This window comes from Halomonas sp. (assembly GCF_029263665.1).
Classification (GTDB): Bacteria; Pseudomonadota; Gammaproteobacteria; order Pseudomonadales; family Halomonadaceae; genus Halomonas.
In genome coordinates this window covers 51,266-72,047 of the sequence record NZ_JAJUFQ010000020.1, presented here as the reverse complement: position 1 = coordinate 72,047, position 20,782 = coordinate 51,266, and the positions used below count along the sequence as shown (strand labels likewise).

Here is a 20,782-nt window from a genome sequence, read left to right as displayed (position 1 = left end):
TCCTATCTATCCATAAATCGGCATAGTCATATGCATCTGGTTCATCTACCGGATGAGAGTGGGGCCGGCTACCTTGGAGTTCTGCAACAGGACTCAAAGGAGAGTAAGGCTATGGCACAGAGCATTCCTGACACCATGAGAGCGGTTGCGGTCAATCGCTTTGGCGGCATCGACGAGATGGCACTACAGACGGTTCCCGTGCCTGAGCCGGGCCCAGATGAGATTCTGATTCGAGTGGAATCTGTTGGCGTGGGGGTATGGGATCAATGGGAGCGGGAAGGGGCTTTTGCCGAGCTCTTTCGTGAGCGGCATGGCAGTGAGCCGAGATTTCCCTATGTCATTGGTTTTGACGGGGCAGGTATCGTCGCCATGGCGGGAAGCGATGTCACGCGATTCAAGCCAGGGGATCGTGTCTATGCCGACCGGCACATCAACCCCAAAGGTGGATTCTATGCCGAGTATGTTGCGGTAAAGGAGGGCTTCGTCTCTCCTGTTCCGGCTAACTTGAGCATAGAGCAGGCTGGAGCGATGCCGGTAGACGCGATCACTGCACTTCTGGGGCTCGATGATACGCTGCAACTCAAGAAGGGAGAGTCACTGTTGATCTTTGGTGCTGGTGGTGGTCTCGGGCACCTGGCGTTGCAGTTGGCAAAGCGGATGGGAGTGCGTGTGTTCGCGGTCGCTTCGGGTGAGGATGGCGTGGCGTTGGCCACTCGTCTGGGAGCCGATACGGTAGTGAATGGACGCAAGGATGATGTGGTTGCAGCGGCACGCGAGTTTGCGCCGGAGGGCCTGGATGCAGCATTGCTCACTGCTGGCGGGGAAGTCGCCCAGCGTACGCTTGAGGCATTGCGTAACGGCGGGCGCGCTGCCTATGCACGTGGAGTGAGTCCAGCGCCTCAGGCTCGGCCCGGTGTGGAGATCAAGGAGTATGTCGGTGATGAAGCGGGACGTGCGGTATTCGAAAAGCTCAATCGCCTGATCGAGTCCGGTCCATTCGAAGTGCACGTTGCTCGCACATTTTCACTCGAGCAGGCGGTAGACGCTCATCGAGCCCTTGGTGAGCACTATCTGGGGAAACTTGCCTTGAAGCTGGAGTGATGAACCGGTGCTCCCGCCTGCCTGCACCAGGCCATGCCGAGGATCCGGCTTCGGGCCAGGGCAGACAAGCAGGAAGCTCCAAACGAATGGGATGCATGGATATCACGCATCGGTCATCCTGCGAACCCAAGGGTCAGCGTCAGCGCTCCATCAAGTGCGTCACGGCTTGGGTCAGATATTCCTGCATGGGCTCGTTCATCCATGTGTTTTTCTTCAGTTCTGGCTCCTGTTCGTTGGCCTGGCGAATCCTCGCGTGTGTTTCGAGATTGTCACCGGCAAACCTTCGCAATAATGCCAGCCATGCTCCTGCCAATTGCTGGGCAGCAGGTGCCTCAGGAGGTGTTTGATCTTCCACCAGTTGGCGGAGCTGGGCCATCAAGGGGGGCCATTCATGCATGCACTGTGGATAGTTCTCGCTCATGAGCTGGAACTCGTCTTCCGACAGGTATTGCCGGTAGATGGCCAGCTTGTGCGAGGCAAGTGCCTGCATCACGAAGTCCGCGACTTGCGTGGAAATGCCTAGCTGATTCTGGACTCCAGGTTCATTGGCATGCATGGCATTCAGCTTGTCGAGCAGGCGAGGGTCGCCGTCCGTATCGCGCTCCAGTGTCGTCATCCAGCGCTTGGCTAGCTCCTGGGCCTCGGTCGAGGAAGGCAAGGCGTTGTGGCTCAACAATGTTTCGGCCTGTGTTATCAGGTTTTGCCATTGTGTCTCACACTCGGCATCGGCCTGATAGAGCTGCAGGCGATTCAACTCTTCGGGGGTGAAGTAACGGTCGTACATGGTCATCAACTCCAGCGTTTTCAGCCAATCGCCCATGGCAGGCTCTTCACCGTGCACGAACTGCCGGTGCATGTTTCGCAGCCGGTCACACAGCAGACGGCGGTGAGCAATCTGCTGTTCCAGCATGTGAATCTGCCGTTCGATCACCGTAGCCATGGGGGGCGATGGCTGGTCGAGCAGGGTGCCGATATCGCTCAATGTCATACCCAGGGACTGTAGCGCCTGAATGCGGTGCAGGCGGTCAATATCCTGACGTCGATAGAGTCGATAGCCGGCCTCGGATCGCATGGACGGTTTGAGCAGACCAATGTCGTCGTAATGGTGAAGTGTTCTGACCGTGAGTCCCGTGCGTTTGGCCAGTTCACCAATGCGCAGCAACATGCCTCATCTCCTTGCGTTCATGCGTGACTGGAGCATGAAGGATCACGTTACGTGAGGGTCAAGCGTGCTGTTGGACGCTTTTTGTATGTTGGAGGAAGGCTCGCTTTCTTCATCTTCGCCTGTGGTCGTTTCCCACCATTGGCCCAAGGCATCGATCAGCGGTACCAGTTGGTGGCCGGCGGCTGTCAGGTCATATTCGACACGCAGTGGATATCCCTCAAATTCGGTGCGTTCGACGATGCCGGCTTCCTGAAGCTTGCGCAGCTCCATGGTCAGCATTTTATGAGAAATGGTGGGATTGTCCCGGCGCAGGTCGGCAAAGCGCTTCGTGCCTTCCTTCAGGTAATAGATCAGCAGGGTGGGCCAGCGACCGCTCAGGACCTGCATCACTTCTTCGATGGGGCAGCGTGAAACCAGATCTTTCATGGCAGGCCTCGTAGTTCAATCTCTTGGTTCAATCTCGTCGTTGCAGTCTCGTAGCGACAATCTCGTCGTTGCCATCATGGTTACCAAAAAGTGCGTAATTTACTTGCCAGGGAAGGCGAGTAGGATCGGACCGAGCTGCGCAGCGTCATGACTCATTCGTGTCTTGGAGAATAGACGATGGAACCGATCCTACTTTACGGCTACCCCTTGGGCAGCTCAATGGGGCTTGTCGCTGCCCTGGAATGGCTAGGCCAGCCTTACCGCCTGTGCCGCGTTGATATGCTGGGCGAAATGCGTGATCCATCCTATGCGCGGATCAACCCTCGCCATGAAACACCCGCTTTCATCACTGATGAGGGCAGGGTGCTGAGCGAAACCATGGCGATTGCTGCCTGGCTAGAAGCCAGAGACGTCGAGCGGCGTATCAGTTTCGATCCGTTGACAGCGGAGGCTGATCGCATGCATCAGTTGATGGGGTTCGTGAACAGCGGCTTCACAGGGGCATTCACTCCTCTGTGGATTGCTTTGGAGATGGAAGTGCCAGACCCCACCATGCAGGCGATGCTGCGGAAATCAGGCATTGAGCGGGTTATCGAGCGGCATGACAAACTCGAAGCCATGATTGGAGAGGATGCCTTTTTTATTGGCGAACACCCGACACTCGCGGATGCGCTGCTGATTGGTGTTGCCCGCTGGCTCGAGTACTTCGATGTTGCCGACAAGGCGCGCTGGCCGAAACTAACGACACTTCGTCAGCGATTGGAAGCCGAGCCAGCCGTGATCTACGCGACAGCATTGGAAAGCGGCGAGAGTGTCCAGGGAACGGGTGCCTGCCTTGGCCATGTGTCACTGACTGAGGTGATCGAGCGATACGGCCATCAAGCCTGAGAAGCCCGTTGTGGCACCAACACAGCCCAGCGTGATGTCACGCTGGGCTGTGTTGCGTCAGATGATGTTCATCCTTTCACCACGAGGTGTTCGGCACGAACCTGCAGGGCTGAATGCTCAAGACACGAGCTTCAGCAGGGCCAGGGCGGATGCCTCGGAAGACGCGGGGTTCTGGCCGGTGACCAGCAGTCCGTCCACTTCGACATGAGACTGCCAATCGTCGCCCTTGGTATAGCGACCGCCGTGATGCTTGAGCATGTCTTCCACCAGGAAGGGGACGACCTGGGTGAGGCCCACGGCATCCTCCTCGCTGTTGGCGAAGCCGGTGACGGAGCGGCCACTAACCAGTGGCTTGCCATCGCTGCCTTTGACATGGCGCAGTACACCGGGGGCATGACAGACGGCTCCGATGGGCTTGCCTGCTCGGTCGGCACTTTCCAGCAGCATGATAGAGTCGTGGTCTTCGGCAAGGTCCCACAATGGGCCATGTCCGCCGGGATAGAACACCGCATCGAAATCCGCGATGGAGACATCGGCTAGCTTGTGGGTGTTGGCCAGGGCCTGCATGGCTTGGGTGTCGGCCTCGAAACGACGGGTGGTATCCGTCTGAGCGTCAGGCTCGTTGCTCTTGGGGTCGAGCGGAGGTTGGCCACCCTTGGGCGATGCCAGGGTCAAACTGGCACCCGCATCGATAAAGGCATAGTAGGGGGCTGCCAGCTCCTCGAGCCAGAATCCTGTCTTTGCGCCGGTATCACCGAGTTGGTCATGGGATGTCAGGACAATGAGAACGTTCATGGTATGCCTCTGTGCATGCTCTGGTGTGTAAGTCTGATGTGCTGGTGCGCAAGCTTCACGGTTCACCGACGCGGACGACGACCTTGCCGAAATGCTTGCCTTCAAGCAGGTCGATAAAGCCTTGGGGCGCTTGTTCCAGTCCGTTGATGAACGATTCGCGCAGCTTGACCTTGCCTTGTGCCAACCATTGGCTCATGTCGCGCATGAAGGGGGCCAATCCCGTTTCGTAATGGTCGAGAATGATGAAGCCCTGCATATGCAGGCGCTTGGCCAGTATCTGCATCATCAGTTGCGGAACGCGGTTCGGGCCTGCGGGTAGCTCTGTCTGGTTGTAGTGTGCAATCAGCCCGCACACGGGAATGCGTGCTGCGACATTGAGCAGGGGTAGAACGGCCTCGAACACGGCACCCCCCACATTTTCGTAGTACACGTCGATGCCATCGGGAGTGGCGGTGGTCAGTTGCTCAGCGAAATCCGGGGCCCGGTGATCAAGGCACACATCAAAGCCTAATTCTTCCACTGCATAGCGACACTTTTCAGCACCGCCGGCGATGCCTACGGCACGAGCTCCCTTTAGCTTGGCCAACTGACCCACCACTGCGCCGACGGGGCCGGTAGCTGAGGCCACGACGACCGTCTCGCCAACCTGGGGCTGACCAATGTTCAGCAAGCCGTGATAGGCCGTGAAGCCGGGCATGCCCAAGGCGCTCAAGGCCAGCGATGGCTGCGGCATGTTGCTGTCGAGTGGAATGAGATCAGAACCATCCGAGAGCGCATATTCCTGCCAGCCGCTATTGCCGTTGACCAGGTCGCCAACCTTGAATTTGGGATGATGAGACGCTTCCACACGGCTGACCGTACCGCCGACCATCACTTCGCCGAGCTCTACCGGAGGGGCGTAGGAAGGGGCATCGCTCATGCGTCCACGCATGTAAGGATCGAGGGAGAGGTAGATCGTGCGCAGCAGTACCTGTCTTTCACCAGGTGTTGGAACCGCTTGCTGCTCAAGGCGAAAATCGCTTGGCTTGGGGGCTCCGTTGGGGCGTGAGTTCAGGACGACTCGGCGATTGCTGGGGGGTGTCATGGTAGCTCCTTGAGTTGTGAGCATCGTGATGAATTTCAAGAGTAGACCAGTCGTCTACAGAGTGAACAAATTAAAGTGAGCAAATTAAAATGAGCAAAAAAACAGAGAGTAAAACTTCAGGGACAACACATTCCGCTAAGTCGAAATTTCACAGAGCAGAAGGCGTAGAGAATGAAATGGTAGATAGTGGAAAGTTTAGACAGTGGAAGAAGGCAGCCCCAGCAGCACATGGGTGGCTCTCAACGCTGTATCCAAGGGCTCGCGGTCGCGAGTGATCTTGGCGCGCAAGCTGGCCCCCAGCCAAAGCTGATAAAGCGTAGTCGCCGTATCCTGTGGACTGTTCTGGTGCAATAGGGAGCCATCGGCCATACCGGCTTCGATGGCCCGTGCCAGCCGGGCAATCACCTGATCGGTACCACATTGCAGCACACTGCGCATGGATTCGGACAGATCACTGACTTCCGCTGCCAGTTTTACGGCGAGACATTTGCCCTTTGGGTCACAGTCGGACTGGGTATCCCGCCATTTTATCCAGTAGCCCATCAACAACTCGGCTCCAGATACGCCAGGTTGGGTCAGACATGCCTCGAGCTGGTCCAGATAGGCGGAAAAATACGCCTCCAGGAGAGCTTCACCAAAGGCTTCCTTGGAGCCGAAGTAATGGTAGAACGAGCCCTTGGGCACGCCTGCTTCCTGAAGAATCTCATTCAGGCCAACCGCCGAAAACCCCTTGCCGCTGATGATAATCTGGGCAGTATCGAGGATGTGCTGGCGCATTTCGTTGATGGGGGATGTTTTCATGTTCAGCAGCATACTCATTATTAGACCAGTCGTCTACGAGCCGGTTTCTATAAAAGCCGGTCTTTTATGAGCATCAGGGAGCCAACGGAATGGATACAGCACTGGCCGCAGCGTGCGAAGCCACATGGCCCGCCGCAGAATATGCCAATGCAGGTGGGTTCAGCGTAGGGCGTGGACTTGGCGCCGGAGGGCGTGTCAGTTCCGCCCGGGCGGTAGGTGACTGGCAAGATAGTGACATTGGTGCTGCCATCGCCGTGCACGAACACTGGCAACAAGTACCACTCTTTCGGGTGGTGGATGACGAACAACGGCTAATTGTGGCTCTCGAAGCTCGCGGGTTTCAGTGTGAGAACCCGACCGTGGTCATGGAAACCGCAACCGCTGAATTGGCCACTCTGGCATTACCTCAAGGAATGGCTTCCTCCATCTGGCCGCCATCCGAGTGCCAGCGTGACATCTGGGCGGCGGGAAATATCGGCCCACAACGCCAGGCGGTGATGGAAAGAGTGCAGGGCGCCAAGGTCGCGATTCTCGGCCAAATGGAAGAATGCCCGGCAGGCGCCGCTTTCGTCGCTATAGCGCAAGGTGTGGCAATGGTGCACTGCGTCGAGGTGCTGCCCGGCTGTCAGCGCAGGGGGGTGGCCAGCCGAATGATGCACCAAGCAGCGCTTTGGGCCGTCGAACAGGGCACGCCGAGGCTGGCGCTGGCCGTTGGTCGCGAGAACACAGCCGCGGTAGCGCTGTATCGGCGTCTTGGGCTTCGGGAGGTGGCGGGATATCGCTACTATTCGCCACCAAAAGAAGAAATCTGAATCTGCTCGCCTTGCCTGGCACACCATATCTGGATTGATCTTGCATAGCCGGTAGGCAGGTTTCCAGGCAGATCATCGACAGGGAAAGTTTCGATCATCTGGTGTTCATGGCTCACCAGGGGAGTGAACTGGCCGAGCAGCGCACAGCCGTAAGTGGCAATGAAGACATGCTTGTGTGGAATGACCTCAAAGAGGTAAGTATCGATAATATCCTCTACACACACTTCTATACTGATTTCTTCCTGGAACTCTCGCGCCAGGCAGTCTTCCGGCGTTTCTCCAAGTTCTATGCGTCCCCCTGGAAGTTCCCATTCGTTACGCTCGTTGAGTGCCAATACCACCCTGTTGGACGGTAAGAGCAAGACACCTTTTATGGATACAGGAAACATGACGGCCTCTGGTAGTGGTTGGCTTGTTGATGCTGCATCTGAACACTTAAGGAGTATTCAAGTATTACATTGCCCTCGGCATCAACCTCCGTGCCTTCATGACAAATGGATCGGCACGGATGGACATCCACTCCCAGCAGGCTGCTGATGATCGTTTCCCTCTAAGGTCCAGCGGCCATATTTATACTATGTGTGACAGCTTCTCTATTCAGACCATGACGAGTAGAGCAGATTGGCTGCGCTGTGAAACGACCATTGGATGGAAGGCTGTAATGCCGAGCCATGCAACGACTTTAGACAGTGCGGCATGATTCCCCATGGAAACACCCCGAAAGTTGGATTGTGTGTTCAACTCTCGGGGCTGTTCATTGATGCTGGGGCTTGATATGACGCTTGGTCGAACTGACGTAGAAATCCTCTGATGACAATCAAGGGATGCTCTGCTCGATCAATTGAACGCCTGAGCCTCTAAATCTACTCTGCAAGCGCAGTGTATGGGATGGTGACCAATCCATACGAGTAGACTGGTGCACTGCCTTCATAGCCATCGACAAGGCTCAGTTCGCCGCTATCATGATCGATCTTGAATACCCACGTCACCCCGGTATTACCACTGATCACATTTACGTAATTACCGTCTGCACTCAAGTCCATGTCCAGGTAATACTCATTAAAATCATTGTCCTGGTAGGCGATTTCTTCTTTCAACTCGATGCTACCGTCTTCATTTACCTGGTAGGTCGAGATGCTTGAAGTCAGCGGATTCGTGGTCCACGCATATTTTCCATCTTGAGACGTTGTCACCCAGCAGACTGCCTGCTGCCCATCCCAGTAGCTGCTACCGGCGATAACATCTGGTGAAATGATGGACAGTTGGCCGCTCGCATCAATGTTGTACGAGGTCACTGATCCTGCTTGTCCCTCGAACAGCGGAAGGAATGGGTATCTTTCCTTATGTTCTGCGGACACAGGATTGAAGTTGTGTTCGCTATCAATAAAGCGAGTTTCTGTCACCAGCAAGATATTATTATCGTCCTGGCCACTGATGAGCTTTGTGCCGATAGGCAGGGCGAAGAACCTGCCGTCGGGTGCCAACGGTGAATCAATACTCGATACAGGCTCATCGGACAGTAGGCCATCACTGCCGACAGCATAAGAGTGCACGACCCCTGTCGTTATCTCGACTACCAGCAGGTACTTTCCATCTGGAGTAAACTCGACGCTGGCTGGGCGCCCGGTCAAGTCTCTTACGGAGTCGGGAATCGGTGTCAGGTACCCGTTTTCATCTATCTTGTAGCCTTTGATGTTTCCTTCACTGGGATCCTCTACTTTCTTTCCCATGCTGACGACATAGACAAGCTCTCCATAGGATGCAATACCATTGGGTTTTATATCACCCGCTTCGACCACATTGACCAATTCCAAGGATAAGTCGTCCTGTACTCTCAAGGACGATACGGTTCCATCGCCGGCATTCGCAATCAATACATTCTTGTTGTCCCAGGAGCGCCAAAGCCCATAGGCAGATGCCAGTGGATCGATGCCATCAGAAAATGTATGGCCAGATTCAGGATCGTATGGAAGGTCGAAAAGTTCGACAAACCCCGTTCCCTTGCCACCTGTTCCATATTCTCCTACTCGCGACAAGGTTCCATCGGAATACTGGACATAGCCAACAATAGAGTTCTCACTTGCATGGTTGGTGGCAACATATACTCCGCCAGTAATATCCTTTGCCAGAACATCGAATGACGCCAACACCATCATTGCTACCAAAGTCTTCTTCATGCGTTCCTCAGATTATTTCGTTCTTAGTGCTTTTAGTGATACCAGGCCTGGCATTGCGAGCATTTAGTATTTGCGATCAGCACTTCCTTACATCCACAGGCATTTCTGATGAATGAAATTTCTGCCGTACCAACTTGGCCCTGCTTGAAACACGCTAGCCGATGAGGGGGAAGGAAGTATCAGCAACATCAGGTCAGGAGAGAGAACAGACCAAGACTTGGGGAAACTGGCAAGGGTGCTGGGGGACAGGAGAGATCAATATGGGGAGCAAAATTCACATCATGACTGTCATATATAGCAATGAATGATGGGTAAGGCTGCCGCACGTCAGCGGCAGCTCAATCAATACATTCAGCATTGAAGCATCAACGGCTCAGCCACAGGCCCAGCGCAATGGCAACGGCCACAGTGATGAAGAAAATGCGATTGCGCATGCGAGTGTCGCGAGGGGGTTTGGTGGTCATGGTATTTTCTCGACGCTGAAGGGGTGGTCTGTCAGTGGTAAATGAGTGCAACATGGTAATCTCCTTATGCTGCTGTCTCTACTCACCTTCATCTGGTCCGGTCGCATACGTAAAGCGGCAATATAACAAGGAGCCCTGATGACTCAGTCCAATACAACACAGACAAAGACGCTCCTGCCGACGCTGATGTTCGCCCATGCCAATGGCTTTCCCGGACGCAGTTACCGCAGCCTGCTTGAACCGCTGAAGCAGCATTTTCGTGTCCAGCCGGTGGATCGCCTTGCTCATCATCCGGACTTTCCGGTGGGACACAACTGGTTGGCCTTGCGTGATGAATATCTGGAAGGGCTAGCGCAGATTGAGGGGCCGGTGATCGGTGTGGGCCATTCCATGGGGGGAGTGATCACTGCAATGGCGGCGCGTGAAGCCCCACAGCGCTTTTCTGCTGTGATCATGCTCGATCCTCCGCTGATGCTGGGGATTGATGCCCTGGCAATACGGGCCGCCAAGCTACTGGGCATGGTCGACCGAGTCACGCCTGCAGGCAAGACACTGGGCCGCAGACGGCAATGGAAGAGTCGTGAGGAAATGCGCTCCCACCTGCAGCGCAAGGGGCTCTTTCGCCACTTTACTGAGGATGCCCTGGATGACTATATCGCCGGAGGGACTCAGGATCTTGATGATGGCAGTGTGGTGCTGCGGTATGACCCGGATATCGAGGTAGAGGTATTCCGCCATATTCCCCATCATCTCGACAGCCTGCCGCAGGCATTGTGGGTGCCGGTTGGGGTGATTGCCGGGGTGGATTCGGACCTGCTGAACAAATCACGCCGGCGCCGCTTCAAGCGCCGCGGCATTCCTCTGAAGGAAGTGCCCGGTAGCCACATGTTCCCCATGGAACAGCCTGAAGCCACGCGTGCGGCATTGGTCGAGATGATCGAGCGGCTGTTGGTCGATAAAGAGGAAAGTGCATGAGCGTAGTTGATCAGCCGCCTGAGGCTATCACCCTGGCCGATGGACGGATTGCCGGCCTTGCCTGGGGGCGTCGGGATGCACCGACCTGGCTGGCTTTGCATGGCTGGCTCGACAACGCGGCCAGCTTCACCCTGCTGGCCCCCATGCTGGTCCAGCGCCTGGATATTCGCATCGTGGCCATCGACTTTTCCGGGCACGGTGAATCAGCCTGGCTGCCAGGCAAGTATGACTACGCCCTGTGGGATTACTGTCACGATGTGCTCGATGTCCTCGACGAGCTTGGTATCGAGCGCGCCACGCTGCTGGCCCATTCCATGGGGGCCGGGGTGTCTTGCCTGGTGGCTTCGGCCATGCCGGAACGTATCGAGCGCATGACGCTGATCGATGGGCTGGGTGCGCTCACCACACCGGCCGAAGAGACCCCTCAGCAGTTGGCCCGGTCTCTGCGTGTGCATCGTCGCCTGCGCACTGGCTCTCCGCGTTATGCCGATCTCGAAAGTGCTGTAGCGGCGCGCGTTGCAGGAGGAGTGACCAAGGTCGATGCGGATACGGTACGCCCTATCGTGGCGCGCAACCTTGTCGTTCTTGAAGAGGGTGGCATGCAGCTGCGCACGGATCCTCGCCTGGTGCGGCCTTCGCCGGTGCATCTGACGTCGGAGCAGGTCACCGCCATGCTGGGGGCCATCGAATGTAGGGTGACCCTGATCGAAGCCGCCGAGGGTAGCATTCTTGGCGAGAGCGAAAGCGGCAAGGCGCGACGTGCTGCAGTACAGCATCTCACACGTCATGTGCTGGCAGGAGGGCACCATCTGCATGCCTCTCCGGCCCATGTGCAAGCGGTCGCTGAAACCATCGTCGGGGCTCATGGCAGCATCTGATTCGGGCCGAGCAGAAATACCTGTGCCCGTGTCTCAAAAGCCCCTGGTCTAAAAAACAGTACATTATTCTCCTTTTATTAGAGCGTGCCCTGCTTCGATACTCGTGGTGACGATATGGCTCTGCCTTTGTGCAAGGAGAGCCGTCGTTGCCGCTATTACAACAGTTGTCGCCATTACAAAAACAGGGCACTCTCATGAAACTTTCCATGCTCCTCGATTGGCGCTTGCACAGCATCGTGGCGGTTGCCGCCTTGACCTCTGAAGCCATCGGTATCATCAAGATCCCCCTCGGGCCCGGTACTTTACTGCTGCTGCCACTGTTCTATGCCTTCATCATCGGGCTTCTGCTCAACCCTCACTTGTTCTCGGCTACATCTCGCCTGGTGCCGGTAAAGCTGAGTGAAGCGGCGGCTCCTGTCATTCTGCTATCGATCATGCCGTTCATTGCCCGCTTCGGTTCCACGATCGGACCGGCGATCGAGCAGATTCTCAGTGCCGGCCCAGCCTTGATCCTGCAGGAATTGGGAAACCTGGGCACGATGCTGGTGGCCATGCCATTTGCAGTGCTGGTGTTGAAGATGGGGCGGGAAGCCATCGGTGCCACCTATTCCATTGCCCGTGAACCCAACATTGCGATCATCTCCGACAGGTATGGTCTCAAGGGGCCAGAAGGTATCGGTGTCATGGGGGTCTACGTCGTGGGCACCATGTTCGGCACACTCTGGTTTGCCTTGCTGGCAGGTTATCTGACGACATTGGATATCTTTGACCCCCGCGCCCTCGCGATGGCCTGTGGAGTGGGCAGTGGCAGTATGGTGGCGGCCTGTTCGGGTGCCATTGCCGGAGCCTTGCCGGAACTGCGTGATGAGTTGCTGGCCTTCGCCGGCGCAAGCAACCTGCTGACCTATGCAACGGGGCTGTATATCTCGCTGTTCATTGCCCTGCCGATGGCCGAACGTATCTTCAAGTGGTGTTCAGGGCACCGGGCAGCACGCTCCGTCGGTGCCAAGGCAACCGTCGAGCAGGATTTCGCTGCCACGGTCAGTGACGAGGAGCGTCCCGAGCGCCACCTCGGTCAGACTGCCATCGTCATGGCGGTGGTCTGTGTGGTCGGATGGATCAGCAATACCATCAATGGTGGCTCCCTGATGATGGCGCTGCCAGGGATGGTGATCCTTTATGCCATGACCATGCTGGGGCTGGTCATCACCCGCTTTGCTCCTTTCTATCTGCCGGGTGTGGCCTGGGTCTCGCTGGTCAGCATTGTCGTGACCTTGCCCTGGTTCCCTGGCAATGCCTGGATCATCGAACAACTGCAGTCGGTGAGCTTCCTTGCCATCGTAACTCCGGTGCTTGCCTATGCCGGACTGGCACTGTCACCGCGGGAATTCACCATGTTCCGACAGGTCGGCTGGAAGCTGGTCATCGTGTCTCTGCTGGTCTTTACCGGCACCTTCATTGGCTCGGCTGTCGTGGCCCAGGCGCTTCTGTAGCCGAAGTGACTGCCATAGATGTAACTGCAACTGATATGACTGCAACTGATGCGACCGTAAACAGAGAGAACGCTATGTCGACGATCACCCCGGACCTGCTGCGTGAATGGCGTCGTGACTTTCATTGTCATCCGGAAACTGCCTTTGAAGAACATCGCACGAGTGCGCGCATCATCGAGATCCTGAGTGGCGAAGGGGTCGACATGGCCACCGGGCTGGGCGGTGGTACCGGCGTGGTGGCCTGGGTCGATGGCCGTCATGCCAGCAACCGTGCCATTGGGCTGCGTGCCGATATCGATGCGTTGGATGTGAGTGAAGCCAATGATGTCGCTCATGCCTCCCGGATTCCGGGCAAGATGCACGCCTGCGGTCATGATGGACACACCACCATGTTGCTGGGAGCCGCTTGTACATTGGCCAGGAATCCCGATTTTGCTGGCCGGGTCTACTTCATCTTCCAACCGGCGGAGGAAAATGAAGGTGGTGGACGTGTCATGGTCGAGGAAGGGCTCTTCGAGCGCTTTCCGATGGAGGCTGTCTATGGCATGCATAACTGGCCTGGCCTGGAGGTTGGTGAGGCCGCGGTGCATGATGCCGCGGTAATGGCCGCGTTCGACGTGTTTCGGGTCAAGATCACCGGCCATGGCTGCCATGCCGCCATGCCGCATATGGGCAAGGATGTGGTGCTGGCGGCATGTCAGTTGGTCAATCAACTGCAAGGAATCGTCAGTCGCGAGACACCGGCCCATCAGACTGCTGTCATGAGCGTAACCCAGTTCCATGCCGGGGATGCCTACAATGTCATGCCGGAAAGCGTGGAGCTGTGTGGCACCGTGCGCTGTTTCGACCCCGAACTACGTGACTATCTCGAGGCACGCTTTCGCCAGGCGATTGCAGCAATGGCGTCCTTTCATGGCCTGGAGGCCAGTATCGATTACCAGTCACGTTATCCGGCCACCTTCAATACGCCTGCTCATGCCAGCCGCTGTGCCGAAGTGCTGGAAGCGATGGCGGATATTCGCCAGGTACACAGAGACCTGCCGCCGTCGATGGCATCGGAAGACTTCGCCTTCATGCTGCAGCAGCGCCCCGGCGCCTACATCTGGTTGGGCAATGGCAAGGACAGCGCCGCCCTGCATAACCCGCATTACGATTTCAATGATGAGCTGTCGCCGATTGGTGTGACGTACTGGACCGCCCTGGTGAGAACACTTCTCAGCCAGGCCTGACCAGGCGGGCTTTCCTTTCACCAGGGGAAACACAGCAACTTATTCAGTAGTTCCCATACGACATGGTCTTGCCATGCCCTCGAGGCATGGCCTGGGGCCCCTGTGCCTGAATTCCGGCACTGGCGGCTCGCCTCAGACAAGCACAAACCAGGAGTTAGCATGAAGATCGTTGTAATAGGTTTGGGTCAGATGGGCGGTAACATGGCGCTGACGCTGCATGCCGCCGGGTTCGAGGTTCTGGGTACGGATGTCGCGGAGAATGCGCGCAACAGCATGGCATCGCGAGGGCTCGCGGTGATCAGTCCGGAGGATGCGCTGCCAGCGGCGGATGTCTATCTGCTGTCATTACCCACGTCAGCGCATGTTCGAGAGGTGATCGAGTCCTCTCCCGGAATACTGCGGCAGGCGCCGATGGGCAGCGTGATTGTCGATACTTCGACCAGTGATCCGGTGGTCACCCGGGAGCTGGCAGGGAAGGTGATCGAGGCAGGTCTGGCCTGGCTCGATGCCCCGGTCAGCGGAGGGCCGGCAGGGGCTGCAGCGGGAAGCCTCGGCATGCTGTTGGGTGGAGAGGAGGCAACCATCGAACGCGTCGAGCCCATGCTCAAGGTGATGTCTGCGCGCTACACCCATGTGGGCGCAGCGGGTAGCGGGCATGTGGTCAAGCTGGCCAACAACTACCTGTGCGCAGCACATCTGCTGACAACGGCCGAGGCTGTCGCGTTGGCACAACGGGCCGGCGTGGAACCTGAGGCTTGCCTGGCGGGGCTGAATAGTGGCTCGGGGCGCAGCGCTGTCAGCGAAGTCAACTTCCCCAAATGGATTATTTCCGACGCCTTTGACTCTGGTTTCACCACGGGCCTGATGCGCAAGGACCTGCGTCTGGCGCGCGACGCTGCCATTGGCCAGGGGCTGTCGCTGGATCTGCTGAGCCAGGTGGTGGAACGCTGGCACGCCGAGAGCGACGATTTGCCCGACAGTGCTGATTTCAACCATATCACCGATGCGATTCTGCGCCTTGCCGAAGGTAATGAAGCATCATTCCGCCAGGAGGACGTGCAATGAATTCTCCCAGCGATGTTCTTAACAGCGACGTTCTTAACAGCAATACTCTTAACCGCCAGGCAATAGCGCGTGTTTCCGAACTATTGGCTGCACTGGAAATGCAGGCGGAGACGCCGTTGACCAACTGGGTCAATGGGGAACTGGTGGCCGGGCAGGGGGAGGCCATTGAGCTGCTCGATCCTGTGACGGGGCTTCCCCTTGTCGCATATCGTGATGCAGGGAGAGCGGTGGTCGAGCAGGCGGTGGAAGCTGCAGCCCGTGCCCAGCAGGAGTGGATGGCGCTGACAGCCAGTGAGCGTGGACGACGCATGATGGCTGCGGCTGGGGCGTTACTCGGGTATGAGGAGACGCTGGCACGGCTGGAGAGTGTTGTGGCGGGCAAGCCCATCCGTGACTGTCGCGGTGAGGTCAACAAGGTCCGCGAGATGTTCGAATACTATGCCGGCTGGTGCGACAAGCAGCATGGTGAAGTGATTCCGGTACCTACGTCTCATCTCAACTATGTGCGTCCTGTACCTTATGGTGTTGTCGGCCAGATCACGCCTTGGAATGCACCGATGTTCACCTGCGGCTGGCAGCTGGCTCCGGCCATTGCGGCGGGTAATGGAGTGGTGCTCAAGCCCTCTGAGATGACCCCTTTCTCGTCGGTGGTGATTGCTATGCTGCTCGAGCGTAGTGGGTTGCCCAGGGGACTGATCAATATCGTCAATGGTGTGGGACCGACCACAGGGGCCGCGTTGACCGGCAACCCTGGCATCAGCAAGCTGGTCTTTGTCGGTTCGCCGGAGAGCGGTCGCCGTATCGCTCAGGCGGGGGCAGAGCGTCTGGTGCCGAGTGTGCTGGAGCTGGGGGGAAAGTCTGCCAATATCATCTTCGCCGATGCCAGGCTCGACGACGCCGTGGCTGGTGCGCAAGCTGCCATTTTCGCCGCTGCGGGGCAGAGTTGTGTGGCAGGCTCCCGGTTGCTGGTACAGAGGGAAGTCCTCGATGAGGTCTGCAAGCGTCTGGCACGCGCGGCCGGAGAGATAACGATCGGGCTGCCTGGTGATGATGCCACCCTGATGGGGCCGGTGCAGAACGCAAAGCAATATCAGCACATTACCTCAATGCTGGAGACGGCGCAGCGGCAGGGTGCACGAGTACTGTGTGGCGGGAAGCGTCCGGAGACCCTGCCGTCAGAGGCCACTGGCTATTATCTGGCCCCGACCGTGCTTACCGATGTCACCGAAGATATGGCCATTGCTCAGGAAGAAGTCTTTGGTCCAGTGGTGGTAGTCATGCCATTCGATAGCGAGGAAGAGGCAGTACGCCTGGCAAATGCTACTCGCTTTGGGCTGGCCGGGGCGGTATGGACTCAGGATCCCGCTCGCGCCCACCGGGTGGCTGCTCGTCTGCGTGCCGGTACGGTATGGATCAACAGTTACAAGGCGATCAATGTCATGTCACCGTTTGGTGGCTTTGGCGAGAGTGGGTTTGGTCGTTCCAGCGGCGTCGAAGGACTCAGGGAGTACACGGTTGCCCAGAGTGTCTGGGTGGAAACGGCGACATCCGCCAGCGTGGCCATGGGTTATGGCAATGGCGTAGGCTGATGAGTGGTCCTGTAGCCAGGTTCGGTTGACCTGGCTGCAGGTTTGAGCGGATCAGGAGTGTGTGGCGTTGATGCCTGCTTCAGTTCGTGAGTTGAAGGCGCGCATCCAGCGTTCCAGGTGACGCAGCAGTTGCAGCCCTGCCTTGGGCATGCGCCGACCGACTCGTGTGACGATATGGGCATGAGCCTGGAGAAAGCGTTCACAGTCCACGCTACGGGCAACGAGCAGGCCGTCCTCCAGCTCCCTGGCTGCTGCGAACGCGGGCAGTAGCGTGAGAGTCAGTTCGGAACGGGCGGCATGCTTGAGCACGGAAAGTGAGTTGGTCTGCATGCTGACCTGGTGGCGAAGACCGGCTTCCCGGAAGCCTTCCTCGACCAGTTGGCGAACCCCATGGCCAGTACGCCACAGCGCCAGAGGGTGCTCGCTGAGCGTGGTCAGGGACAAGGTGTCGCCTGTTGCTGTCAATGGGTGCGTCGGGGACATCAGCGCCACCAGCGGCTGGCGGCTGGAGTGCCAGAAGCGCAACTTGGGGTGGACTCGCTCGTGGTACATCAGCCCGATATGGGCCTCGTCTTCGACGACGGCATCAATGATTTCACTGGTGCTTCCCGTATTCACATCGAGGCGTACGCCTCGATAACTCTCGGTAAAGGTACGTAGCGGCGTATCGATCAAGTCACCGACGAAGCCTTCGCCGACGGTCAGTGACAGGTGACCGGTTTCCAAGCGTTGGTATGCATCAAGCTCTTCACTGAAGGCGTCATCAAGGGCTGAGCGTTTGCGGCAGTAAGCCAGCAGCATTTCTCCCACTGCCGTCGGAACCACGCCATTGCGTGAGCGCTCCAGTAATGGAGCGCCGAGAGCTGTCTCGATCAACGCGAGCTGGCGGCTGACGGCAGAAGGGGCGATATCCAGGCGTGTTGCGGCCTGACGCACAGACCCCGCCTCGATTGTCACCTGGAAGTAGACCAGCCGTTGGTGGGGAATATCCATGTGATGTTCTCTGATTGCCCAAGCGATGAGTGTACTGGTCTCTTGGTCAGTTTTCCTGATAGGTGATGCTGGCGAGGTGCCTCCGTTCCATCTCACCCGCTTCGTGTGCCATGCCTGTGCAGCTTGCCTGGATAGGGGGGAAGGACAGGCAAGAACAGGAAAACTGTGCTATCCCTTCGCAGGCGAATAAAGGAAACGCGGAATAAATGGCGTGACCTGTTTCTCATGATGTCACTTCTCTCGGTGACACTGAATTCTCTGGACGGGATCCTCCAATGACCAAGCTTCTGATGGATAGGCCTTGTCGTTCCTTGTTGCTGGCAATAAGTGCTGGCTGTGTGACGTCGTCAATGATGGCGGCCTCCGTCGCCAGTGCGGCACCCCCTGAGCAGCGTCATGACCAGGTCGCGGGCTGGTTTCGCATGATGGTCGGTGGAGATGAGATCACGGCGCTATACGACGGCTATGTCGGTATTGATACCGCGCTGCTGTCCGGCCTCGATCAACAGCAGATTCGTGAGCGTCTGGATAGCCTGTTCATCGATAGCGAGAACGGTGTGCAGACGGCGGTCAATGCTTTCCTGGTACACACCGGGGAGCACCTGGTGCTGGTGGATGCCGGGTCTTCGGCGTGCTTTGGGCCGACCCTGGGGCATGTGCCCGACAATCTGCGCGCTTCCGGATACACGCCTGAAGATATCGATACCATCTTGATGACGCACCTGCATCCGGATCATGTCTGTGGCCTGACAGACAGTGAAGGCAATGCCATCTATCCCAATGCTGAATTACGTGTCAGCCAGGCGGATGCAGATTACTGGTTGAGCGAGGAGCAGGCGGCGGCCGCCCCTGAAGATGCTAAAGGCTTCTTTGAGATGGCCCGCAATGCTGTCGCTCCCTATCAACAGGCAGGGAAGCTTGAGACCTTCCAGCCGGGAGACGAACTGATGGACGGTGTGTCGGCACAGGATACTTCTGGACACACTCCTGGGCACACCAGTTTCCTGTTCCAGGACGAAGATGAAGACATGCTGGTATGGGGAGATGTGGTCCACAGTTACGGGGTGCAGTTTTCCGATCCCAGCGTGGCCATCGAATTCGATAGCGACCAGCAGCAGGCGATTGCCGCTCGTCAGGCGGTATTGTCAGCGGCTGCGAAGGATCAGCACTGGGTGGCCGGGGCACATATGCCGTTCCCCGGCATCGGTCATGTGATTCGTGATGGCGAGGGCTATCGTTGGTTACCAGTGGAGTATGGTCCTGTCAGTGAATGACATAGGCATTCAGGGAGAAACGAAGAATGAGAGTCGTGACCCTCAAGGCCCCAGGCGGGCTCGATAATCTGGTGGTGGAAGAGCGTGAGGCTCCGGGAGAGCCGAGGCCTGACGAGATTCGTGTACGTCTGCATGCCAGCTCGCTCAATTTTCATGACTACGGTGTCGCCATTGGTGCCATTCCCACTGCGGATGGTCGTATTCCGATGGCGGATGGAGCCGGGGTCGTCGAGGCAGTGGGTGCAGGCGTGACGGATTTTTCGGTAGGCGATGCCGTGGTGTCGACATTCTTTCCAACATGGTTGGAAGGACCTGCGCGTGTCGGTGATTTTTCCACTACCCCGGGGGATGGCGTCGATGGCTATGCTCTGGAAAGCGTGGTGCGCCCGGCGACCTGGTTCACGCATCAGCCCAAGGGCTATTCCCATGAGGAATCTGCCACGTTGACCACGGCGGGCCTGACCGCATGGCGAGCCCTGGTTGCTGATGGCGGGCTCAAGGCCGGAGACACGGTGCTGGTGCTGGGAACGGGAGGTGTCTCGATCTTTGCTCTGCAGTTCGCAAGGATGATGGGAGCGCGTGTGATCGGCACGTCTTCATCGGAGGAAAAACTAGAGCGGCTCAAGGCCATGGGGGCCGAGCATGTCATCCATTATCGTCAGGAGCCCGAGTGGGGGCGCAAGGTAAAGGAAATCACCGCGGGCGTCGGTGTCGATCATGTGGTCGAGGTGGGGGGCCCTGGAACCTTGCCGCAGTCCATCGAGGCAGTGCGCATTGGTGGGCATATTTCACTGATAGGTGTACTGACAGGGCGGCAAGGAGACATTCCTACCGCCAAGCTGATGGCCAAGCAGGCGCGCTTGCAGGGGCTGATCGTTGGCAGCCGGCGTCAACAGATGGAAATGATCCAGGCCATCGAAGCCTGTGGCATGAAACCACTCATTGATAGCCGCTTTGCTCTGGAAGAAATTGCTGCAGCCTTCCGTCATCAGGAATCTGGCAAGCATTTCGGCAAGATTTGCCTGAGCTGGTGACAGACCGCAGCAATGACAGTGGCTTTCAGCGCCTGGAACACCAGGCGCTGGAAACATGAGGTCAGGGCTTGTCTTGAAAGTCGGTGAGCGTAGGCACCTGTCAGCCAGGCCCTAGGCCTCTTTCTCGCAGTTGACCATCCAGGCAACGCCAAAACGGTCCGTCAGCATACCGAAGCGCTTGGCCCAGAAGGTTTCTTCCAGCGGCATCTGTATGGTGGCGTTGTCGGATAGCGCCTGGAACAGTCGCTCAGCCTCTTCGGGGGTATCGACGCCCAGTGTCAGGCTGATGCCTTTGATGCCTTCGAAGGGAGCAGGACATTCAGGCGCGACATCCGACCCCATCAAGACATGGCCATCGACCACCAACCGGGCATGCATGATCATTTCCCGGGAAGCGACGGATATCTGTTCATCATCGGGGGCCTCTGAATAGGGGAGCATGGCAACGATCTCGCCACCGAGGGTGCGCTGGTAGAACTCGAAGGCTTCGCGACAGTTGCCATCGAAGGTCAGGTAGGCATTGAGCAACATGAGTCTTT

General features: G+C 57.5%; 20 protein-coding genes. 11 read left to right on the top strand and 9 right to left on the bottom strand.

Translation table 11 applies throughout. From position 1 onward, the window contains the following. The first annotated feature begins 111 nt into the window (after positions 1–111). Positions 112–1,101, top strand: coding sequence for an NADP-dependent oxidoreductase (locus Q1K07_RS16980; protein WP_300313651.1), 990 nt, complete (start codon positions 112–114; stop codon positions 1,099–1,101). A gap of 139 nt (positions 1,102–1,240) precedes the next feature. Here the strand turns inward: Q1K07_RS16980 and Q1K07_RS16975 are convergent, their stop codons facing one another. Next, a complete protein-coding gene (locus Q1K07_RS16975) occupies positions 1,241–2,266 on the bottom strand; it encodes a MerR family transcriptional regulator (RefSeq protein ID WP_300313648.1) in 1,026 nt (341 codons plus the stop codon). Positions 2,267–2,308: 42 nt separating this feature from the next. Continuing rightward, positions 2,309–2,692 carry a helix-turn-helix domain-containing protein gene (locus Q1K07_RS16970; RefSeq protein WP_300313645.1) on the bottom strand — a complete coding sequence of 128 codons (384 nt, stop codon included), beginning with the start codon at positions 2,690–2,692 and terminating at the stop codon, positions 2,309–2,311. Between the two features lie 177 nt (positions 2,693–2,869). On the opposite strand from Q1K07_RS16970, the gene Q1K07_RS16965 reads away from it, so the two are divergent. Further along, positions 2,870–3,580: a glutathione S-transferase family protein gene (locus tag Q1K07_RS16965; protein WP_300313642.1), complete on the top strand. Its 711-nt coding sequence runs from the start codon at positions 2,870–2,872 to the stop codon at positions 3,578–3,580. A 117-nt stretch (positions 3,581–3,697) separates the two neighbouring features. Here the strand turns inward: Q1K07_RS16965 and Q1K07_RS16960 are convergent, their stop codons facing one another. The 3 genes from Q1K07_RS16960 to Q1K07_RS16950 form a co-directional block, all read right to left on the bottom strand. Beyond that, entirely contained in the window at positions 3,698–4,375 is a 678-nt protein-coding gene (locus tag Q1K07_RS16960; protein WP_300313640.1) for a type 1 glutamine amidotransferase domain-containing protein, read from the bottom strand. Positions 4,376–4,430: 55 nt separating this feature from the next. Further along, a complete protein-coding gene (locus tag Q1K07_RS16955) occupies positions 4,431–5,459 on the bottom strand; it encodes an NADP-dependent oxidoreductase (protein WP_300313638.1) in 1,029 nt (342 codons plus the stop codon). Between the two features lie 195 nt (positions 5,460–5,654). Continuing rightward, complete coding sequence (locus Q1K07_RS16950) at positions 5,655–6,260, bottom strand: TetR/AcrR family transcriptional regulator (RefSeq protein WP_300313636.1); 606 nt, start codon at positions 6,258–6,260, stop codon at positions 5,655–5,657. 89 nt (positions 6,261–6,349) lie between these two features. Here Q1K07_RS16950 and Q1K07_RS16945 point away from each other — a divergent pair, with 89 nt between their 5' ends. Then, positions 6,350–7,072 (top strand): GNAT family N-acetyltransferase, encoded by a 723-nt coding sequence (locus Q1K07_RS16945; RefSeq protein WP_300313633.1) that lies wholly within the window; start codon positions 6,350–6,352, stop codon positions 7,070–7,072. Here Q1K07_RS16945 and Q1K07_RS16940 read toward each other — a convergent pair. Both Q1K07_RS16940 and Q1K07_RS16935 read right to left on the bottom strand, forming a co-directional pair. Continuing rightward, complete coding sequence (locus tag Q1K07_RS16940) at positions 7,045–7,461, bottom strand: NUDIX domain-containing protein (RefSeq protein WP_300313631.1); 417 nt, start codon at positions 7,459–7,461, stop codon at positions 7,045–7,047. The genes Q1K07_RS16945 and Q1K07_RS16940 overlap by 28 nt on opposite strands. A 474-nt stretch (positions 7,462–7,935) precedes the next feature. Continuing rightward, positions 7,936–9,249, bottom strand: coding sequence for a beta-propeller fold lactonase family protein (locus Q1K07_RS16935; RefSeq protein WP_300313627.1), 1,314 nt, complete (start codon positions 9,247–9,249; stop codon positions 7,936–7,938). Positions 9,250–9,851: 602 nt separating this feature from the next. On the opposite strand from Q1K07_RS16935, the gene Q1K07_RS16930 reads away from it, so the two are divergent. The 6 genes from Q1K07_RS16930 to Q1K07_RS16905 all read left to right on the top strand — a co-directional run bounded on the left by Q1K07_RS16930 (position 9,852) and on the right by Q1K07_RS16905 (position 16,942). Continuing rightward, positions 9,852–10,688 (top strand): alpha/beta hydrolase, encoded by an 837-nt coding sequence (locus tag Q1K07_RS16930; RefSeq protein WP_300313624.1) that lies wholly within the window; start codon positions 9,852–9,854, stop codon positions 10,686–10,688. Further along, positions 10,685–11,566, top strand: a complete 882-nt coding sequence (locus Q1K07_RS16925; RefSeq protein ID WP_300313621.1) for an alpha/beta fold hydrolase — start codon at positions 10,685–10,687, stop codon at positions 11,564–11,566. Before Q1K07_RS16930 ends, Q1K07_RS16925 begins: the two co-directional genes overlap by 4 nt. Positions 11,567–11,760: 194 nt before the next feature. Further along, a complete protein-coding gene (locus tag Q1K07_RS16920; RefSeq protein WP_300313618.1) occupies positions 11,761–13,059 on the top strand; it encodes a DUF3100 domain-containing protein in 1,299 nt (432 codons plus the stop codon). Positions 13,060–13,133: 74 nt separating this feature from the next. Continuing rightward, positions 13,134–14,288, top strand: a complete 1,155-nt coding sequence (locus Q1K07_RS16915; protein WP_300313616.1) for a M20 aminoacylase family protein — start codon at positions 13,134–13,136, stop codon at positions 14,286–14,288. Between the two features lie 159 nt (positions 14,289–14,447). Continuing rightward, positions 14,448–15,353, top strand: a complete 906-nt coding sequence (locus tag Q1K07_RS16910; protein ID WP_300313613.1) for an NAD(P)-dependent oxidoreductase — start codon at positions 14,448–14,450, stop codon at positions 15,351–15,353. Further along, complete coding sequence (locus Q1K07_RS16905) at positions 15,350–16,942, top strand: aldehyde dehydrogenase family protein (RefSeq protein ID WP_300313611.1); 1,593 nt, start codon at positions 15,350–15,352, stop codon at positions 16,940–16,942. Before Q1K07_RS16910 ends, Q1K07_RS16905 begins: the two co-directional genes overlap by 4 nt. 51 nt (positions 16,943–16,993) lie before the next feature. Here the strand turns inward: Q1K07_RS16905 and Q1K07_RS16900 are convergent, their stop codons facing one another. After that, complete coding sequence (locus Q1K07_RS16900) at positions 16,994–17,935, bottom strand: LysR family transcriptional regulator (protein WP_300313607.1); 942 nt, start codon at positions 17,933–17,935, stop codon at positions 16,994–16,996. 275 nt (positions 17,936–18,210) lie between these two features. On the opposite strand from Q1K07_RS16900, the gene Q1K07_RS16895 reads away from it, so the two are divergent. Both Q1K07_RS16895 and Q1K07_RS16890 read left to right on the top strand, forming a co-directional pair. After that, positions 18,211–19,209 carry an MBL fold metallo-hydrolase gene (locus Q1K07_RS16895; RefSeq protein WP_300313604.1) on the top strand — a complete coding sequence of 333 codons (999 nt, stop codon included), beginning with the start codon at positions 18,211–18,213 and terminating at the stop codon, positions 19,207–19,209. A gap of 26 nt (positions 19,210–19,235) precedes the next feature. After that, positions 19,236–20,243 carry an NAD(P)-dependent alcohol dehydrogenase gene (locus tag Q1K07_RS16890; protein ID WP_300313601.1) on the top strand — a complete coding sequence of 336 codons (1,008 nt, stop codon included), beginning with the start codon at positions 19,236–19,238 and terminating at the stop codon, positions 20,241–20,243. 111 nt (positions 20,244–20,354) lie between these two features. On the opposite strand, the gene Q1K07_RS16885 is transcribed toward Q1K07_RS16890, so the two are convergent. Next, positions 20,355–20,774, bottom strand: coding sequence for a VOC family protein (locus Q1K07_RS16885; RefSeq protein ID WP_300313599.1), 420 nt, complete (start codon positions 20,772–20,774; stop codon positions 20,355–20,357). Positions 20,775–20,782 lie beyond the last annotated feature (8 nt).

Bases quoted from the DNA above. Each gene is read 5' to 3' on its own strand.
- Q1K07_RS16980 (WP_300313651.1), top strand. From the start codon at position 112: ATGGCACAGAGCATTCCTGACACCATGAGAGCGGTTGCGGTCAATCGC.
- Q1K07_RS16975 (WP_300313648.1), bottom strand. From the start codon at position 2,266: ATGTTGCTGCGCATTGGTGAACTGGCCAAACGCACGGGACTCACGGTC.
- Q1K07_RS16970 (WP_300313645.1), bottom strand. From the start codon at position 2,692: ATGAAAGATCTGGTTTCACGCTGCCCCATCGAAGAAGTGATGCAGGTC.
- Q1K07_RS16965 (WP_300313642.1), top strand. From the start codon at position 2,870: ATGGAACCGATCCTACTTTACGGCTACCCCTTGGGCAGCTCAATGGGG.
- Q1K07_RS16960 (WP_300313640.1), bottom strand. From the start codon at position 4,375: ATGAACGTTCTCATTGTCCTGACATCCCATGACCAACTCGGTGATACC.
- Q1K07_RS16955 (WP_300313638.1), bottom strand. From the start codon at position 5,459: ATGACACCCCCCAGCAATCGCCGAGTCGTCCTGAACTCACGCCCCAAC.
- Q1K07_RS16950 (WP_300313636.1), bottom strand. From the start codon at position 6,260: ATGAAAACATCCCCCATCAACGAAATGCGCCAGCACATCCTCGATACT.
- Q1K07_RS16945 (WP_300313633.1), top strand. From the start codon at position 6,350: ATGGATACAGCACTGGCCGCAGCGTGCGAAGCCACATGGCCCGCCGCA.
- Q1K07_RS16940 (WP_300313631.1), bottom strand. From the start codon at position 7,461: ATGTTTCCTGTATCCATAAAAGGTGTCTTGCTCTTACCGTCCAACAGG.
- Q1K07_RS16935 (WP_300313627.1), bottom strand. From the start codon at position 9,249: ATGAAGAAGACTTTGGTAGCAATGATGGTGTTGGCGTCATTCGATGTT.
- Q1K07_RS16930 (WP_300313624.1), top strand. From the start codon at position 9,852: ATGACTCAGTCCAATACAACACAGACAAAGACGCTCCTGCCGACGCTG.
- Q1K07_RS16925 (WP_300313621.1), top strand. From the start codon at position 10,685: ATGAGCGTAGTTGATCAGCCGCCTGAGGCTATCACCCTGGCCGATGGA.
- Q1K07_RS16920 (WP_300313618.1), top strand. From the start codon at position 11,761: ATGAAACTTTCCATGCTCCTCGATTGGCGCTTGCACAGCATCGTGGCG.
- Q1K07_RS16915 (WP_300313616.1), top strand. From the start codon at position 13,134: ATGTCGACGATCACCCCGGACCTGCTGCGTGAATGGCGTCGTGACTTT.
- Q1K07_RS16910 (WP_300313613.1), top strand. From the start codon at position 14,448: ATGAAGATCGTTGTAATAGGTTTGGGTCAGATGGGCGGTAACATGGCG.
- Q1K07_RS16905 (WP_300313611.1), top strand. From the start codon at position 15,350: ATGAATTCTCCCAGCGATGTTCTTAACAGCGACGTTCTTAACAGCAAT.
- Q1K07_RS16900 (WP_300313607.1), bottom strand. From the start codon at position 17,935: ATGGATATTCCCCACCAACGGCTGGTCTACTTCCAGGTGACAATCGAG.
- Q1K07_RS16895 (WP_300313604.1), top strand. From the start codon at position 18,211: ATGACCAAGCTTCTGATGGATAGGCCTTGTCGTTCCTTGTTGCTGGCA.
- Q1K07_RS16890 (WP_300313601.1), top strand. From the start codon at position 19,236: ATGAGAGTCGTGACCCTCAAGGCCCCAGGCGGGCTCGATAATCTGGTG.
- Q1K07_RS16885 (WP_300313599.1), bottom strand. From the start codon at position 20,774: ATGTTGCTCAATGCCTACCTGACCTTCGATGGCAACTGTCGCGAAGCC.